This window comes from Serratia marcescens (assembly GCF_029846115.1).
Lineage (GTDB): Bacteria > Pseudomonadota > Gammaproteobacteria > Enterobacterales > Enterobacteriaceae > Serratia > Serratia marcescens_L.
In genome coordinates this window covers 163,220-178,086 of sequence record NZ_JARVZZ010000001.1, presented here as the reverse complement: position 1 = coordinate 178,086, position 14,867 = coordinate 163,220, and the positions used below count along the sequence as shown (strand labels likewise).

Below are 14,867 nucleotides of genomic sequence, written 5' to 3'. Positions count from 1 at the left end.
TGGCAGCCAAACAGACAGAAAGCACTATGATTAATGACGTCATCTCCCCGGAATTTGATGAGAACGGCCGCGCGATGCGCCGTATCCGCAGTTTTGTCCGCCGCCAGGGGCGGCTGACCAAAGGCCAGCAGCACGCGCTGGAGAACTATTGGCCGGTGATGGGCGTGGAGTATCAGGCTGACGCTGTCAATCTCGCCGCGCTGTTCGGCCGCGACGCGCCGACGGTGCTGGAGATCGGTTTTGGCATGGGCGCCTCGCTGGTGACCATGGCGGGCAACAACCCGCAGCAGAACTTTTTAGGGATCGAAGTGCACTCGCCGGGCGTGGGCGCCTGCCTGGCCGACGCCCACGAGGCGAAGCTGAGCAACCTGCGCGTGATGTGCCACGACGCGGTTGAGGTGCTGGAAAACATGATCCCGGACGGCTCGCTGGACATGGTGCAGCTGTTCTTCCCCGATCCGTGGCACAAGGCGCGTCACAACAAGCGCCGCATCGTGCAAACGCCGTTTGTCGAACTGGTGCTGCGCAAGCTGAAGACCGGCGGCGTCTTCCACATGGCTACCGATTGGCAACCTTATGCGGAACATATGTTAGAGGTTATGAACGGGGTCGCAGGCTACCGTAATCTTTCCAGCGATAATGATTACGTGCCGCGTCCGGATTCGCGCCCACTGACGAAATTTGAATTACGCGGCCAGCGCCTGGGACATGGCGTTTGGGACTTGATGTTTGAGAGGAAAGAATAATGGCTAAGAACCGCAGTCGTCGTTTACGTAAAAAGTTACACATTGAAGAATTTCAGGAGCTGGGTTTCTCCGTAGCCTGGCGCTTCGCCGAAGGCACGTCGGTGGAAGACATCGACAGCACGCTGGATACCTTCATCGATGAAGTGATCGAGCCGAACGGCCTGGCGTTTGACGGCAGCGGCTACCTGCAGTGGGAAGGTCTGATCTGCCTGCAGAAGATTGGCCACTGCACCGATGAACAGCGCGAGCTGGTGAAAAACTGGCTGGAAGCGCGCAAACTGACTGACGTTAAGGTCAGCGATCTGTTCGATATCTGGTGGGATTGATCGCGCTTGCCCGATGAGCGCGGCTTCGCGCCGCGCCGTTTTATTGATCTCAGGTGCCTTAACGGCGCCTTTGTTTTGCCCGGAGTGTGACCGCGGTGGTAACAACATTGGATAACGCGTTGCTGGAGGAGATCCTGCAACAGGTACGCCCGCTGATTGGCCAGGGGAAAGTGGCCGACTACATCCCGGCGTTGGCGGAAGTGCCCGCCGATCGGCTGGCGATCGCCGTCTGCACGGTGGACGGCGAACTGTTCCAGGCCGGCGACGCCGCGGAGCGCTTCTCCATTCAGTCGATCTCCAAAGTGCTGAGCCTGACGCTGGCGTTGACGCGCTATCAGGAGCCTGAGATTTGGCGGCGCGTCGGCAAAGAGCCTTCCGGCCTGCCGTTCAACTCGCTGCTGCAGCTGGAGATGGAGCAGGGCAAACCGCGCAATCCGTTTATCAACCCCGGCGCGCTGGTGGTGTGCGACATGCTGCAAACCCGGCTCAGCGCCCCCAAACAGCGCATGCTCGAGGTGGTGCGCCAGCTAGCCGGCGAAGACGACCTGGCCTATGATCTGCGGGTGGCGCGCTCCGAGTTTGAACACTCCGATCGCAATGCGGCCATCGCCTATCTGATGAAGTCGTTCGGCAACTTCGAGAACGACGTGATCACCGTGCTGCAAACCTATTTCCACTACTGCGCGCTGCGCATGAGTTGTGTGGAGCTGGCGCGCAGCTTCGTCTATCTGGCCAATCACGGCCGCGATCTCAACGGCGAGGCGGTGATCAGCCCGCTGCAGGCCCGGCAGATCAATGCTCTGATGATGACCAGCGGGATGTACGACGGCGCCGGCGAATTCGCCTATCGGGTGGGAATGCCGGGCAAGTCCGGCGTGGGCGGCGGCATCGTGGCCATCGTGCCGGGCGAGTTGTCGATCGTCGTCTGGTCGCCGGAGCTGGATGCTTCCGGCAACTCGCTGGCGGGAACTGCGGCGCTGGAACTGTTGTCTCAACGTATCGGTCGTTCGATTTTTTAATCCCAATCTGGATGGGAGTCAGGAGAAGCTATGTTGAAGAAAACCGGGTTAGCCTTACTGCTGCTGGCGGCGACTGCCGTGCAGGCCCACGCCGAGTACCAATGCAGCGTTAAACCCCAGGATGATGTGATCATCAGCCCGCAGAGCGTGCAGGTGAAAGGCGCCAGCGGCGACCTGCAAATTTCGCCGGATGGCGACGTGATCCGCAATGGCCAGGCGCTGAGCCTGAACGACAGCCAGCGGCAGAAAGCCTTCAGCTACCAGAGCGCGCTGCGCAAACAACTGCCGTGGATCGACGACGGCGCGCAGCAGCACCTTGAGAAAGCCCGTTCGTCGCTGGATAAAGTGATCGTCAAAGAGCTGGGCAGCAACAGCAACGTGCGCAACCGGCTGACCACTCTGAACGGCCAGTTGAAACAGCAGATGAACCGCATCATCGAACACCGCAGCGACGGCCTGACCTTCCACCACAAGGCGATCGACCAGGTGGAACAGGACGGCCGCAACATCGTGCAGCAGAGCATGGGCGGGGTGCTGCAGGACAGCCTGAACGAGATGGGCGTCAAACAGGCCGCCAACAGCGGCGGCAACCCGCTGCAGGCGATCATGGGCAATCTGGGCGGCTTGCAGAAGGCGATCCAGAACGAATGGAACAACCAGGAACAGGACTTCCAGAACTTCGGCCGCGACGTTTGCAACCGCGTCACCGCACTGGAAACCCAGCGCAAGGATCTGCTGAAGGCGTTGAAGTGATTTAAGAACCTTCTCGGTAGTATGTTTTTTGACCTTCTGAGGCTTGTCTGACAGACTGGTCAAACTACGTACAGATTTATGGATGTTTACGGAGGACGCTATGAGCCATACACGTTACGAAACCGATGTTGTTGCCTGGGCAAATGAACAGGCCGCTCTTTTGCGCTCCGGAAAATTGTCTGAGATCGATATTGAAAAGATCGCCGAGGAGATTGAGGACGTGGGGAAGAGCGAGCAAAGGGAACTTGCTAGCCGGATGACGGTGCTGATTGCACATTTGCTTAAATGGAAATATCAGCCGGCCAGGCGTGGAACCAGCTGGGAGAGAACGATTAAAGCGCAGCGTAAAGAGGTGCTTTACAGCTTGAAAGAATCGCCCAGCCTAAAAGGTAAACTGAGCGATGCTGATTGGCTGGATGTCGTCTGGTCGAAGGCCGTTGCGCTCGCTACGGCCGAAACTGGGCTGGATGTATATCCGGAAAACGGCATCTGGGAAACTCAGCAGATTCTGTCTCAGACGTTTTACCCGGATTAACACCAATAAAAAAGCGCTGATTATTCAGCGCTTTTTTTTACTCGTCGTCCGCCAGGAACAGTTCCAGCAGCGAGTTGAGGAACAGTTTGCCCTTCTCGGTGATCTGCCAGTGCTCCGCGGTTTCTTCCAGATAGCCTTTGGCCAGCGCTTCGTCCAGCTGTGGGCGAATGACGCTTTCCGCCAGCCCGGTGTAGTTGACGAAGTCGGCGCGCGGCGCGGCTTCCAACAGGCGGAAGCGGTTCATGAAGAATTCGAACGGCCGATCCGCCGCCGCCACCTCATGCTGCTTGTCCATGTAGTCGCCGCGCATAAAGCCGCGCGGGTGCTTGGTCTTGGCGGTGCGCAGGATGCGCCCGTCGCTGAAGGTCACCTTGCCGTGCGCGCCGCAGCCGATCCCCAGGTAGTCGCCGAAGCGCCAGTAGTTGAGGTTGTGCTGGCATTGGAAGCCCGGCTTGGCGTAGGCCGAGGTTTCATACTGTTGATAGCCGGCGGCGCTCAGCAGCTGGTGGCCGCGTTCGAAGATATCCCACAGCGCGTCGTCGTCCGGCAAAACCGGCGGGCGCGAGCTGAACAGGGTGTTCGGCTCGATGGTCAGCTGATACCACGACAGGTGCGGCGGATTGAGGGCGATAGCCTGGCGCAGATCGTCCAGCGCCTCTTCCAGCGACTGATCCGGCAGGCCGTGCATCAGATCGAGGTTAAAGCTGCGTAGGCCAAGACCGGTCGCCAGCGTCGCCGCGCGCTTGGCCTCTTCCGGGCCGTGGATGCGCCCTAAGCGGGTCAGCTTCTCGGCGCTGAAGCTTTGCACTCCGATGGAGATGCGGTTGACGCCGGCGCGCTGGTAGCCGTTGAAGCGATCGGCCTCCACGGTGCCGGGGTTGGCCTCCATGGTGATTTCGGCGTCGTCGGCGACGCGAATGCGCGCCCGCACGCCGTCCAGCAAGGCTTGCATCGCCTCGGCGCTCAGCAGGCTGGGGGTGCCGCCGCCGATGAAGATGGTGCTTATCTCCCGGCCGCCGGCCAGCGGCAGATCGGCATCCAGATCCGCCAACAGATGATCGACATACTCCTGATGCGGCACGTCACCCTTCAGCGCATGGGAGTTGAAGTCGCAGTACGGGCATTTCTGCACGCACCACGGGATGTGAATGTAGAGACTCAGCGGGGGCAGCTTAAGCATTGCGCATGGCTTCCAACATCAGCGTCAGCGCTTTGCCGCGGTGCGACATCGCCCGCTTCTCGTCGCGGCTCAGCTCGGCGGCGGTGCGGCCCAGCTCCGGCACGTAGAAGACAGGATCGTAACCGAAGCCGCCTTCGCCGGCGGCCTGCTCGGTGATTTCGCCGGCCCAGCTGCCGTGGAACACCAGCGGCGTCGGATCTTCTGCATGGCGCAGATAGACCAGCACGCAGTGGAATTGCGCGCCGCGCCGGCCCGGCGCTACGCCTTTCAGCGCCGCCAGCAGCTTGTCGAGGTTCTGCCGATCGTCGGCGTCTTCACCGGCATAGCGTGCGGAGTAGATGCCCGGCGCGCCGCCCAGCGCGTCGACCGCCAGGCCGGAGTCGTCGGCGATCGCCGGCAGGCCGGTGACCTGTGCCGCATGGCGCGCTTTCAGAATGGCGTTTTCGATAAACGTCAGCCCGGTTTCTTCGGCGGATTCCACGCCCAGATCGGTTTGCGCGACCACGTCCAGGCCGAAATCGGCCAACAGGTCGGCGAGTTCGCGCACTTTGCCCGGGTTACCGGTGGCAAGAACGACTTTTTGCATAATGACTACCTTGAAAATTATTCGATGAGCGCCGCGACCACGGCGGGGATCTGTTGCGGATTCACGATGCGTAACTGTTTATGCCGCCCCAGTTCGCCTTTCTCGATGGTGACGTTGCTTTTCGCCACTTTGAACTGCTTGGCGATAAACTTGATCAAATGGGCGTTGGCTTGGCCGTCGACCGGCGGGGCGGTGATGGCGACTTTCAGTTCGTCGCCATGCAAGCCGATAATTTGGTCGCGGCTGGCTTTCGGCTGAATATATAGCCTGATCGCCAGCCCGTCCAGCACCGGAGTGACTGCACTCACAGCAGGAACCAGATCTCGCCGAACAGATCCATGCCCAGGTAGTTGATCAGATAGAGGATCAGGATCACCACCATGGCGGAAAAGTCGATGCCGCCCATCGCCGGGATGATGCGACGGATCGGCGCCATCAAGGGTTCGGTCAGCTGGTACATCACGTAGTCGATCGGGCTGCGGCCCTGACTGATCCAGCTCATCAGCGCACGAATGATCATCACCCAGAAGATCAGGTAGCCGGCAGACTTCACCAGCGAGATCAGGCCGAACAGCAGGTTATAGGGGCTGAGCGATATCGCGCCGCCCTGGATCAACAGCAGCAGCGGGTACTTGATGGTCATCAGCAGGAACGCCAGCAACAGCGAAGCGCTGTCGATAGGCCCCAGCGACGGGATGATGCGGCGCAGCGGGCCGACGACCGGCTGAGTGATCTTCACCACAAACTGCGAGAACGGGTTGTAAAAATCGGTGCGCGTCCATTGCATCCAAATGCGCAGCAACAGCACCATCACGTACAGATCAATAACGGTCTTGACCAGGAAAGTCAGCGTTAGCATGAAGTGGTCCTTCTCCTTAACTCATGGTTATTTAAAATAATTTTTCCATCTCTTGGGCGCGGGCAACGGCGGCCTGCATCGCTTGTGCCACGGTTTCCGGCAACTGGCGTTCGTTGAACACCCGCAGCGCTTCGGCGGTGGTGCCGCCTTTGGAGGTGACCTGCTCGCGCAGCGTGCCCAGCGGCGTATCCGGGTTGGCTTCTACCAAGGCGGCGGCGCCGGAAGCAGCCTGCTGCACCAGATCGCGCGCGGTCTGGCTGTCGAAGCCCATGCGTTCGGCCTCTTTTTGCATCGCTTCCATAAACAGGAAGAAATAGGCCGGGGCGCTGCCCGCGGCGGCGATCACGCCGTTGATGCCATTTTCGTCATCGACCCAGCAAACTTTACCGACCGATGCCATTAAATCGCCGGTGTAATCGCGATCCTGCCGGCTGACCTGCGCCGGCGCGTACAATCCGCTCATGCCCTTGCCGACCAGCGACGGGGTGTTGGGCATGATACGCACGATGTTCAGCTTGTCGCCGAGCAGCTGATAGAAACGGCTGACCTGAATGCCGGCGGCGATCGACAGCACCAGTTTGCCGCCGAAATCGACCTGCTCGCGCAGTGGTTGGCAAACGTCGGCCATCAGCTGCGGTTTGACCGCCAGCACCACTACGTCGGCCTCGCGCGCGCAGGCGACGTTGTCGCCGCTGCTGACGATGCCGTAGTCCGCCGCCAGCGCGTCACGGTTTTTCGGTGAAGGGGCGCAGACGCTGATGGATTTGGCCGGATAGCCGCCCGCCACCAGGCCGGCGATGATTGCACGCGCCATGTTGCCGGCGCCGATAAAGGTAATCTTGCGATATTGCATCAAATCCCTCGTCTGTTTGTCAGGCCTGCGAGTAGTCGCGGGCGCCAAAAATTGCGGTGCCAATGCGCACCAGTGTGCTGCCTGCGGCGATCGCCGCCGCCATATCGTCCGTCATGCCCATCGATAGCGTATCGGCCTGCGGATAACGCTGACGCAGGGCGAGAAAGGCGTCGTTCATCCGGCTGAATACCGCCAGCTGCCGCTGGTAATCCGCTTCCGGCGCCGGAATGGCCATCAGGCCGCGCAGCGTCAGGTTCGGTAGTGCGGCAATCGCTTCCGCCAGCGCCGGCAGCTCGGCCAGCGCGATGCCGGATTTGCTTTGCTCGTCGCTGATGTTGATTTGAATCAGCACGTTGAGCGGCGGCATGTCGACCGGGCGCTGATCGCTCAGGCGCTGGGCGATGCGCAGCCGATCTACGGTATGGCACCAGGCGAAGTGTTCCGCCACCAGCCGACTCTTATTGGATTGCAGCGGGCCGATAAAGTGCCACACCAACTCGCCGCCCTGCGAAGACTCGGCGAAATGCCGGATCTTGTCTACCCCTTCCTGCACGTAGTTCTCGCCGAAGGCGCGTTGGCCGGCGGCGATGGCTTCTTCGATCGCCGCCACAGGTTTGGTTTTGCTGACTGCAAGCAGGGCAACTTCTTCTGGCGCCCGCGCGCAGTTTTGCGCGGCGGCCGCGATGCGGTTTCTGACATCCTGCAGGTTCTGTTGGATAGTGCTCATTATTGACCCAGGAGAGTGATATGGATATCGATGAATTCGTGGCCCTTAGTGTAAAGCATAACGCTTCCGATCTGCACCTTTGTGCCGGCCATCCGCCGATGTTGCGCATCGACGGCGAACTGCACCCGCTGGCAGCGGTGCCAATGCTGACGGCGCAAGGCGTGCAGACCCTCTGCGACGGATTGCTGAATGCGCAGCAGCGCGAGAGCCTGCTGCGGCTGGGGCAGGTCGATCTGGCACTGCACAGGCCGGGTGGGGAGCGACTGCGGGCCAACGTTTTTCAGCAAAACGTGGGGATGTCTCTCGCATTGCGGCGTGTCGCCGGGCAGGCGCCTTCGCTTGCCGAGCTGGCGGCGCCGGCCATCGTATCGGCGCTGCTGCGGCGCGACGATGGGCTTCTCCTGGTCACTGGTGCCACCGGCAGCGGCAAGTCCACCACGCTGGCGGCGATGATCGACGAGATCAACCGGCACCAGCCGCGGCACATTTTGACGCTGGAGGATCCGATCGAATTCCTGCACCGCAGCCGACGTTCGCTGATCCAGCAGCGGGAGATCGGCCGCGACACTCACAGCTTCGATGCGGCGTTGCGCGCCGCGCTGCGTGAAGATCCGGATGTGATCCTGCTGGGTGAGCTGCGCGATATCGCCACCATCCGGCTGGCGCTCACCGCGGCGGAGACCGGGCATCTGGTGCTGGCGACGCTGCACACCCGCAGCGCGCCGCAGGCGGTGGAACGGCTGGTGGACGTGTTTCCGGCGGAAGAGAAACCCTATGTGCGCGCCCAACTGGCCGGCAGCCTGCAGGCGGTGATCGCGCAAAAGCTGATGAGGCGGCCCGGCGGCGGGCGAGTGGCAATCTTTGAGGTGCTGACGGCGACGGCGGCGGTCAGCAACCTGATCCGCGAAGGAAAAACCCATCAGTTGGCGAGCGTGTTGCAAACCGGCGCGCAGTCCGGCATGCAAACCTTTGAGCAAGGTTTGCAGCAGCGGATCGACGCCGGCGTGTTGGGGGAGTGTGCGGGGGAGGGAACGGGGGATTAACCCAACTGCCGTTCGAACCAGCTTTCGAGGATCACCACCGCAGAGGCGGAGTCCACGCTGCCTTTGTCGAGCGCGCGGAAGCCGCCGCGATCGAACAGGTTGGCGCGCGCTTCCACGGTGCTCAGGCGCTCGTCATGCAGATCGATCTGGATGCCGAAGCGGCCGTGCAGGCGGTTGGCGAACTTGCGCGCCTGGGCGGTCACCGGTTGTTCGGTGCCGTCCATGTTCAGCGGCAGGCCGACCACCACCAGATCCGGCTGCCACTCCTTCAGCAGCTTTTCGATTTTCAGCCAGTCCGGCGAGCCGTCCTGCGCTTTGAAAGCCGGCAGGGCGCGGGCGCTGCCGGTCAACTCCTGGCCGACGGCCGCGCCGATGCTTTTGGTGCCGAAGTCGAAGGCGATAATGGTGCGGTTGCTCATCAGGCGTGTCCTGCGTGGTTGGCGATGCTGCGAATGTCGATACCCAGGAGGTTCCCCGCCTCGCGCCAACGGCTGGCGATCGGCGTGCGGAACAGAATGTCGGTGTTGGCTTCGATGGTCAGCCAGGCGTTATCCAACACCTCCTGCTCCAGCTGGCCCTTTTCCCAACCCGCATAACCCAGCGCCACCAGCACGTCGTCCGGTTGTTCCGGGGTGCCGAGCGTTTCCAGCACGTCTTTCGAGGTGGTGATCATGGTGTTGGGGGAGATTTGAATGCTGGCGCCGAAGCCGTGGCGCGGCGTATGCAGGATAAACCCGCGATCGTCCGCCAGCGGGCCGCCGGCGAACACCGGCTTGTCCAGGCTGATGGCCGGATCGCGCGCAGGTGGCATGATCTTCAGCTTGCTCAGTACCGTGGCTACCGTGAACTGCTCCACCGGTTTATTGATCACCAAACCCATGGCGCCTTCTTCGTTATGCTCGCAGACGTAAATCACCGAGCGCTTGAAGCGAGGATCCTGCAGGGTGGGCATGGCGATCAGAAAATGGTGCTGTAAATTCATGGCGTTAGTATAAGGTAATCAATGGGTGAGAAAATAAACAGCCGACAGTATGCGGCTATACCCGCTGCCTTTCAAGCCGCGTGCAAAGGCGCGCTTTGGCGGGCGCTATGCTGGATAGCGGGCGGCTTGCCGCCCGCATGCGCATTACTTCGCCGCCAGGCGCTTTTCAATCGCGTCCATCAGCATGCCGGTAATCGAGATGGGGAATGCCGCCTCAATTTCGCGCGCGCAGGTTGGGCTGGTCACGTTGATCTCGGTCAGGCGATCGCCGATCACGTCCAGGCCGACGAAGATCAGCCCTTTCTCTTTCAGCGTCGGCGCGACGGCGCGGGCGATTTTCCAGTCGCTCTCGCTCAGCGGACGCGCTTCGCCGCGGCCGCCGGCCGCCAGGTTGCCACGGGTCTCGCCCTGCGCCGGAATGCGCGCCAGGCAGTAAGGCACCGGCTCGCCGTCCACCACCAGGATGCGTTTGTCGCCGTCCTTGATCGCCGGCAGGAAGTTCTGCGCCATGCAGAAACGGCTGCCGTGTTCGGTCAGGGTTTCGATGATCACCGACAGGTTAGGATCGTCCTGCTTCACACGGAAGATAGACGCGCCGCCCATGCCGTCCAGCGGCTTCAGGATGACGTCGCCGTGCTGCTGGTGGAATTTGCGGATGTGCGCGGCGCTGCGGCTGACCAGCGTGTCCGGCGTCAGTTCCGGGAACCAGGCGGTGAACAGCTTCTCGTTGCAGTCGCGCAGGCTTTGTGGCTTGTTGACCACCAGCGTGCCTTTGACCTCGGCGCGCTCCAGAATGTAGGTCGCGTAAATGTATTCGGTATCGAACGGCGGATCCTTGCGCATCAGGATCACGTCCAGATCGTGCAGCGCCAGATCCTGCTCGGCGCCGAAGTTGAACCAGTTCTCCTTGTCTTCCTTCACGCTCAGCAGGCGGGTGCGGGCGCGCCCGTCACCGGCGTGCAGATAGAGATCGTTCATCTCCATGTAGTGCAATTCGTAACCGCGGCGCTGCGCTTCGAGCAGCATGGCGAAGCTGGTGTCTTTCTTGATGTTGATGGAATCGATAGGGTCCATCACGATGCCGAGCTTAATCATCTTTTCTCCTTTAACCCAGGTCGCCGAAACGGACCTGCAGAGCGGTAATGGCGGTGAGCGCTGTGGTTTCGGTACGCAGAACGCGTGGTCCCAACAGAATATCAGTAAATCCGTGGTCGGTGGTCATGGCGATTTCGTCGGCGGACAAACCGCCTTCCGGGCCGATCAGCAGGCGGACGCGGTCTACCGGCTGCGGCAGGGTGTTGATGCTGTGACTGGCGCGCGGATGCAGGTTGAGCTTCAGGCTGCCGTCCTGCTCGGCGCACCAGGCTTCCAGCGACATCGCCTCGCGGATTTCGGGAATGCGGTTGCGGCCGCACTGTTCGCAGGCGGCGATGGCGATCTTTTGCCATTGCTGGATTTTCTTCGCCAGACGCTCGCCGTCCAGTTTGACGCCGCAGCGCTCGGAAAACAGCGGGGTAATGACGTTGACGCCCAGCTCGATGGACTTCTGAATGGTGAACTCCATCTTCTCGCCGCGCGAGATGACCTGGCCCAGATGCAGGTTGAGCGGCGATTCGATGTCATCCACGCGGCCGTCGCCGAGGCGCACCAGCACGCTCTTTTTGTCCACCCGGACTATCTCGGCGTCGAACACCTGGTTGCTGCCGTCGAACAGCTGCAGCGCCTGGCCGGCGCTCATGCGCAGCACGCGCCCGACGTGGTTGGCGGCGTCTTCGCTCAGGGCGATCTCCGCCCGATCGGTCAACGGCTGCGGATGGTAAATGCGGGGTATGCGCATGGGTAGTCTGATCCTGACGAAACGGCGCCGCGGGTTGGCGGCGCCATGAAAGATAAAGGCTATAGTAGGTTAGCTTTTCTGCTGCTGACAAGCCTGTTGAATATAGGGGTTGTGGTTGCCCTGCACCTTGGCGATACGTGCTTCACGCTGACATTCCCATTGGCTCACCGGATATTGCCGGTTCCACACCTCGAACAGCTGGGTTTGCTGGCGTGACAGCCGCAGTTGGTAGCGATCGCGCATGTAGAAGTAGGTGCGGGCAATAGCGCCGCGTGCGCGGGCGGGCGGCTCCGCCTGTTTATGCTTGAAGTCCACCTTCATCGGGCATTGCCCGTATTGGCCTGCGCCGCCGTTCCATTGGCTGTACATGAAGTTATTGCGGTCGCCGTTCACTTCGCCAATCGCCGGCTGCAGGTTGTGCAGATCGGTTTCTATCTGGCGATAGGTGGCGTCTTTGTTACAGTTCTTGCGCCCGCCGTCCTGCCAGCACTGCAGCTGGTGGCCGAACTGCCAGGCCGGCACCACGTGTTCCCACTCGATGCGCTGCGCGCGCTGGGCATTTTTTCGCACCTGATAGCCGCAGCCGGCGAGATCCGGGATGCCTTTCTTGCCTTGCCAGTCGATGCGGCAGCCGCAGTAAAAACTGCCCGGCGCATCCTGGTTAATCTTGGCCGCTGCCGCCTTGGCCTGAGAAAAGTTATTGATGCCGTGCGCCTGAACGGCGCCTGCGGCGAAAACCGCCATAAACAAAATTCTGCGAAGCATATTCCAAAACAGCTCAAAATTGGAAAAGCAGGCAGGGTAACGGAACTTGCCGGCAGTGGCAAATGGCGATATTTGCTTGTTTTAACGTATAAATCGTTTAACTAAAGGTTCTCGCTAGCGAGAAATTTCAGTTTTTCGCCGCACCGGCGGCAGCGGTACTCGCTTTCGCCGCGCAGCACGCGGTTATGGCGGCGAATGGTGAGCTGGTGCTGCCCGCAGCCGCAGCGGTAGGGGAAGGTTTTGCTTTGCACCGAGGCGGTTTCGAAGCGGTGAGTGCGGCTGGCGGGGGTCAGCAGCACGCTTTCCATCATCCAGCGCCATTCGCGGCCGTGCGGCGCCACCCGGCCGAATTGGCGAAATACCAGCAGGTGCGCCAACTCGTGCGGCACCACTTCATCGATAAACGGCTGTTGGTTTTCCAGCAGCAGTACCGGATTCAGGCGGATTTCCCAGCTTTGCAGCCAGGCGGTGCCCGCGCTGGTGCCGCGTTGCTGATAGACGATGCTGGGTTCGGGGAACTCGACGGCAAAATGCCGGCGTGCCAACTGCAGCTTTTCTCGCAGGCAGCGCATCACCGCTTGTTGCAGCGCGATGGGGATTCTTGGTTTGTTCATTGCGGCCTAGCTTAAGCAATGGCGCGGCGGCTGACAATATGCCCCGGCCTAAATCCGCATCCGACGCTTTCTTGGCGCCGCGCGCCGGTTTTTCGCCACATTGATAAGGCGATCGCCGCCGATGGATTGTAATCAATGTGTTAACTGCGGGATAATAAAGCGTGCATGATGAGCCTGTACCCGCAGTTCTCACCGAGCAAGGTTGAAACGCCGCCTGTGGTAACCCCTTACGCAAAGAGCGGTTATTTTGCGATTTGGCGCAATAACTGACTGATTAAAAATACGTAAGGTGGAGGCAGTTTTTTGACAAGGCGCCGAGCCGTGCGCCGCAAGTGTGAATTTAACGCAGCTGATGTTGCAAGTGAGAGATCAATGTCGAATAAACCGTTCCACTATCAAGATCCGTTCCCGCTGAAGAAAGACGATACCGAATACTACCTGCTGAGCCGCGACCACGTTTCCGTGAGCGAATTTGAAGGCCAGGAAATTCTGAAAGTTGCCCCTGAAGCGTTAACCCTGCTTGCCCAGCATGCGTTCCACGACGCCTCGTTCATGCTGCGCCCGGCGCACCAGCAGCAGGTGGCCGATATCCTCGACGATCCGGATGCCAGCGAAAACGACAAGTACGTTGCGCTGCAATTTCTGCGTAACTCAGAAATCGCCGCCAAGGGTATTTTACCGACCTGCCAGGACACCGGCACGGCGATCATCGTCGGCAAAAAGGGCCAGCGCGTCTGGACCGGCGGCGGCGATGAAGCGGCGTTGTCGCGCGGGGTGTACAACACCTACATCGAAGAGAACCTGCGCTATTCGCAGAACGCCGCGCTGGATATGTATAAAGAGGTTAATACCGGCAGCAACCTGCCGGCGCAGATCGATCTCTACAGCGTGGACGGCGAAGAGTACAAGTTCCTGTGCATCGCCAAGGGCGGCGGTTCCGCCAACAAAACCTATCTGTATCAGGAAACCAAGGCGCTGCTGTCGCCGGGCAAACTGAAAAACTACCTGGTCGACAAGATGCGTACGTTAGGCACCGCGGCTTGCCCGCCGTACCACGTGGCGTTCGTCATCGGCGGCACCTCGGCGGAAGCGACGCTGAAAACCGTCAAGCTGGCCTCGACCAAGTATTACGATGGCCTGCCAACCGAGGGCAACGAGCATGGCCAGGCGTTCCGCGATCTGGAACTCGAAGCGGAACTGCTGCAAGAAGCGCAGAATCTGGGTCTGGGCGCGCAGTTCGGCGGCAAATACTTCGCGCACGATATCCGCGTGGTGCGTCTGCCGCGCCACGGCGCGTCCTGCCCGGTCGGCATGGGTGTTTCCTGCTCGGCGGACCGCAACATCAAAGGCAAGATCAACCGCGATGGCATCTGGCTGGAAAAACTGGAGCACAATCCGGGTAAATTCATTCCTCAGGAGCTGCGTCAGGCCGGGGAAGGTGAAGCGATCAAAGTCGATCTCAACCGCCCGATGGCCGAGATCCTCAAACAGCTGTCGCAGTACCCGGTTTCCACCCGTCTGTCGCTGAGCGGCACCATCATCGTCGGCCGCGATATCGCGCACGCCAAGCTGAAAGAGCGTCTGGATCGTGGTGAAGGGCTGCCGCAGTACGTCAAGGATCACCCGATCTACTACGCCGGCCCGGCCAAAACGCCGGAGGGCTACGCGTCCGGTTCGCTGGGGCCAACCACCGCCGGGCGTATGGACTCTTACGTCGATCTGCTGCAGTCCCACGGCGGCAGCATGATCATGCTGGCGAAAGGCAACCGCAGCCAGCAGGTGACGGATGCCTGTCACAAACACGGCGGTTTCTATCTCGGCAGCATCGGCGGCCCGGCGGCAGTGCTGGCGCAGCAGAGCATCAAGAGCCTGGAGTGCGTGGAGTATCCTGAGCTGGGCATGGAAGCGATCTGGAAAATCGAAGTGGAGGATTTCCCGGCGTTTATCCTGGTGGATGACAAAGGCAATGACTTCTTCCAGAAGATCCAGGCCGGCCAGTGCTCCAGCTGCCTGAAATAAGCGCTGCCCCCTTCGCCGCCTGC

The 14,867-nt window shown here is 60.8% G+C and carries 19 protein-coding genes; 7 read left to right on the top strand and 12 right to left on the bottom strand.

Translation table 11 applies throughout. The features are described from left to right. Nucleotides 1-26: 26 nt before the first annotated feature. The 5 genes from trmB (at nt 27) to QDT79_RS00820 (ending at nt 3,379) form a co-directional block, all read left to right on the top strand. Nucleotides 27-746 (top strand): tRNA (guanosine(46)-N7)-methyltransferase TrmB, encoded by a 720-nt coding sequence (gene trmB, locus QDT79_RS00840; protein ID WP_063988703.1) that lies wholly within the window; start codon nt 27-29, stop codon nt 744-746. Next, nucleotides 746-1,072 (top strand): YggL family protein, encoded by a 327-nt coding sequence (locus tag QDT79_RS00835; RefSeq protein ID WP_019456098.1) that lies wholly within the window; start codon nt 746-748, stop codon nt 1,070-1,072. Before trmB ends, QDT79_RS00835 begins: the two co-directional genes overlap by 1 nt. A 95-nt stretch (nt 1,073-1,167) precedes the next feature. Further along, the gene (glsB, locus tag QDT79_RS00830; RefSeq protein ID WP_047730848.1) at nt 1,168-2,091 is read left to right on the top strand and encodes a glutaminase B; all 924 of its coding nucleotides are present in this window, start codon (nt 1,168-1,170) and stop codon (nt 2,089-2,091) included. Between the two features lie 30 nt (nt 2,092-2,121). Next, entirely contained in the window at nt 2,122-2,844 is a 723-nt protein-coding gene (locus QDT79_RS00825) for a YggN family protein (protein ID WP_063988704.1), read from the top strand. A 100-nt stretch (nt 2,845-2,944) separates the two neighbouring features. Next, nucleotides 2,945-3,379, top strand: coding sequence for a DUF29 domain-containing protein (locus tag QDT79_RS00820; protein ID WP_016930094.1), 435 nt, complete (start codon nt 2,945-2,947; stop codon nt 3,377-3,379). A gap of 37 nt (nt 3,380-3,416) precedes the next feature. Here the strand turns inward: QDT79_RS00820 and hemW are convergent, their stop codons facing one another. From hemW to QDT79_RS00790, 6 genes are read right to left on the bottom strand one after another with little or no spacing between them, the layout of a single operon-like run. Continuing rightward, nucleotides 3,417-4,559, bottom strand: coding sequence for a radical SAM family heme chaperone HemW (gene hemW / locus QDT79_RS00815; RefSeq protein WP_308316109.1), 1,143 nt, complete (start codon nt 4,557-4,559; stop codon nt 3,417-3,419). Then, entirely contained in the window at nt 4,552-5,145 is a 594-nt protein-coding gene (locus QDT79_RS00810; protein ID WP_308316108.1) for an XTP/dITP diphosphatase, read from the bottom strand. The genes hemW and QDT79_RS00810 overlap by 8 nt, the downstream gene beginning before the upstream one ends. Before the next feature lie 17 nt (nt 5,146-5,162). Continuing rightward, nucleotides 5,163-5,453: a DUF167 family protein YggU gene (gene yggU / locus QDT79_RS00805; protein ID WP_004948014.1), complete on the bottom strand. Its 291-nt coding sequence runs from the start codon at nt 5,451-5,453 to the stop codon at nt 5,163-5,165. Then, nucleotides 5,450-6,004, bottom strand: a complete 555-nt coding sequence (locus QDT79_RS00800) for a YggT family protein (protein WP_063988706.1) — start codon at nt 6,002-6,004, stop codon at nt 5,450-5,452. Before QDT79_RS00800 ends, yggU begins: the two co-directional genes overlap by 4 nt. A gap of 31 nt (nt 6,005-6,035) precedes the next feature. Then, a complete protein-coding gene (gene proC, locus QDT79_RS00795; protein WP_308316107.1) occupies nt 6,036-6,857 on the bottom strand; it encodes a pyrroline-5-carboxylate reductase in 822 nt (273 codons plus the stop codon). A gap of 19 nt (nt 6,858-6,876) precedes the next feature. After that, on the bottom strand, nt 6,877-7,584 hold the full coding sequence (locus tag QDT79_RS00790; protein ID WP_063988708.1) for a YggS family pyridoxal phosphate-dependent enzyme: 708 nt from the start codon (nt 7,582-7,584) through the stop codon (nt 6,877-6,879). Between the two features lie 20 nt (nt 7,585-7,604). Here QDT79_RS00790 and QDT79_RS00785 point away from each other — a divergent pair, with 20 nt between their 5' ends. Continuing rightward, nucleotides 7,605-8,627 (top strand): type IV pilus twitching motility protein PilT, encoded by a 1,023-nt coding sequence (locus QDT79_RS00785; protein ID WP_308316106.1) that lies wholly within the window; start codon nt 7,605-7,607, stop codon nt 8,625-8,627. Here QDT79_RS00785 and ruvX read toward each other — a convergent pair. The 6 genes from ruvX to QDT79_RS00755 form a co-directional block, all read right to left on the bottom strand. Continuing rightward, nucleotides 8,624-9,046, bottom strand: coding sequence for a Holliday junction resolvase RuvX (ruvX, locus tag QDT79_RS00780; protein ID WP_015379046.1), 423 nt, complete (start codon nt 9,044-9,046; stop codon nt 8,624-8,626). The two genes, QDT79_RS00785 and ruvX, sit on opposite strands and share 4 nt — an antisense overlap. Continuing rightward, the gene (locus QDT79_RS00775; protein WP_308316105.1) at nt 9,046-9,609 is read right to left on the bottom strand and encodes a YqgE/AlgH family protein; all 564 of its coding nucleotides are present in this window, start codon (nt 9,607-9,609) and stop codon (nt 9,046-9,048) included. The genes ruvX and QDT79_RS00775 overlap by 1 nt, the downstream gene beginning before the upstream one ends. A gap of 144 nt (nt 9,610-9,753) precedes the next feature. Beyond that, nucleotides 9,754-10,704 carry a glutathione synthase gene (gene gshB, locus QDT79_RS00770; protein ID WP_063988711.1) on the bottom strand — a complete coding sequence of 317 codons (951 nt, stop codon included), beginning with the start codon at nt 10,702-10,704 and terminating at the stop codon, nt 9,754-9,756. 10 nt (nt 10,705-10,714) lie between these two features. Continuing rightward, nucleotides 10,715-11,446, bottom strand: a complete 732-nt coding sequence (rsmE, locus tag QDT79_RS00765) for a 16S rRNA (uracil(1498)-N(3))-methyltransferase (RefSeq protein ID WP_049194742.1) — start codon at nt 11,444-11,446, stop codon at nt 10,715-10,717. 69 nt (nt 11,447-11,515) lie between these two features. Beyond that, entirely contained in the window at nt 11,516-12,211 is a 696-nt protein-coding gene (gene endA, locus QDT79_RS00760; protein ID WP_107227032.1) for a deoxyribonuclease I, read from the bottom strand. 101 nt (nt 12,212-12,312) lie between these two features. Continuing rightward, nucleotides 12,313-12,825 (bottom strand): SprT family zinc-dependent metalloprotease, encoded by a 513-nt coding sequence (locus QDT79_RS00755; RefSeq protein ID WP_016930082.1) that lies wholly within the window; start codon nt 12,823-12,825, stop codon nt 12,313-12,315. 372 nt (nt 12,826-13,197) lie between these two features. Between QDT79_RS00755 and fumA the strand changes: the two genes are divergently transcribed. Further along, nucleotides 13,198-14,844 carry a class I fumarate hydratase FumA gene (gene fumA, locus QDT79_RS00750; protein ID WP_033635936.1) on the top strand — a complete coding sequence of 549 codons (1,647 nt, stop codon included), beginning with the start codon at nt 13,198-13,200 and terminating at the stop codon, nt 14,842-14,844. The last annotated feature ends 23 nt before the right edge of the window (nt 14,845-14,867 follow it).

What these genes read in the sequence shown, in the direction of transcription:
- endA (WP_107227032.1), bottom strand. Translation starts at nt 12,211, where the DNA reads ATGCTTCGCAGAATTTTGTTTATGGCGGTTTTCGCCGCAGGCGCCGTT.
- fumA (WP_033635936.1), top strand. Translation starts at nt 13,198, where the DNA reads ATGTCGAATAAACCGTTCCACTATCAAGATCCGTTCCCGCTGAAGAAA.
- hemW (WP_308316109.1), bottom strand. Translation starts at nt 4,559, where the DNA reads ATGCTTAAGCTGCCCCCGCTGAGTCTCTACATTCACATCCCGTGGTGC.
- ruvX (WP_015379046.1), bottom strand. Translation starts at nt 9,046, where the DNA reads ATGAGCAACCGCACCATTATCGCCTTCGACTTCGGCACCAAAAGCATC.
- QDT79_RS00785 (WP_308316106.1), top strand. Translation starts at nt 7,605, where the DNA reads ATGGATATCGATGAATTCGTGGCCCTTAGTGTAAAGCATAACGCTTCC.
- trmB (WP_063988703.1), top strand. Translation starts at nt 27, where the DNA reads ATGATTAATGACGTCATCTCCCCGGAATTTGATGAGAACGGCCGCGCG.
- QDT79_RS00820 (WP_016930094.1), top strand. Translation starts at nt 2,945, where the DNA reads ATGAGCCATACACGTTACGAAACCGATGTTGTTGCCTGGGCAAATGAA.
- QDT79_RS00800 (WP_063988706.1), bottom strand. Translation starts at nt 6,004, where the DNA reads ATGCTAACGCTGACTTTCCTGGTCAAGACCGTTATTGATCTGTACGTG.
- QDT79_RS00810 (WP_308316108.1), bottom strand. Translation starts at nt 5,145, where the DNA reads ATGCAAAAAGTCGTTCTTGCCACCGGTAACCCGGGCAAAGTGCGCGAA.
- QDT79_RS00755 (WP_016930082.1), bottom strand. Translation starts at nt 12,825, where the DNA reads ATGAACAAACCAAGAATCCCCATCGCGCTGCAACAAGCGGTGATGCGC.
- proC (WP_308316107.1), bottom strand. Translation starts at nt 6,857, where the DNA reads ATGCAATATCGCAAGATTACCTTTATCGGCGCCGGCAACATGGCGCGT.
- QDT79_RS00835 (WP_019456098.1), top strand. Translation starts at nt 746, where the DNA reads ATGGCTAAGAACCGCAGTCGTCGTTTACGTAAAAAGTTACACATTGAA.
- QDT79_RS00790 (WP_063988708.1), bottom strand. Translation starts at nt 7,584, where the DNA reads ATGAGCACTATCCAACAGAACCTGCAGGATGTCAGAAACCGCATCGCG.
- QDT79_RS00825 (WP_063988704.1), top strand. Translation starts at nt 2,122, where the DNA reads ATGTTGAAGAAAACCGGGTTAGCCTTACTGCTGCTGGCGGCGACTGCC.
- gshB (WP_063988711.1), bottom strand. Translation starts at nt 10,704, where the DNA reads ATGATTAAGCTCGGCATCGTGATGGACCCTATCGATTCCATCAACATC.
- rsmE (WP_049194742.1), bottom strand. Translation starts at nt 11,446, where the DNA reads ATGCGCATACCCCGCATTTACCATCCGCAGCCGTTGACCGATCGGGCG.
- QDT79_RS00775 (WP_308316105.1), bottom strand. Translation starts at nt 9,609, where the DNA reads ATGAATTTACAGCACCATTTTCTGATCGCCATGCCCACCCTGCAGGAT.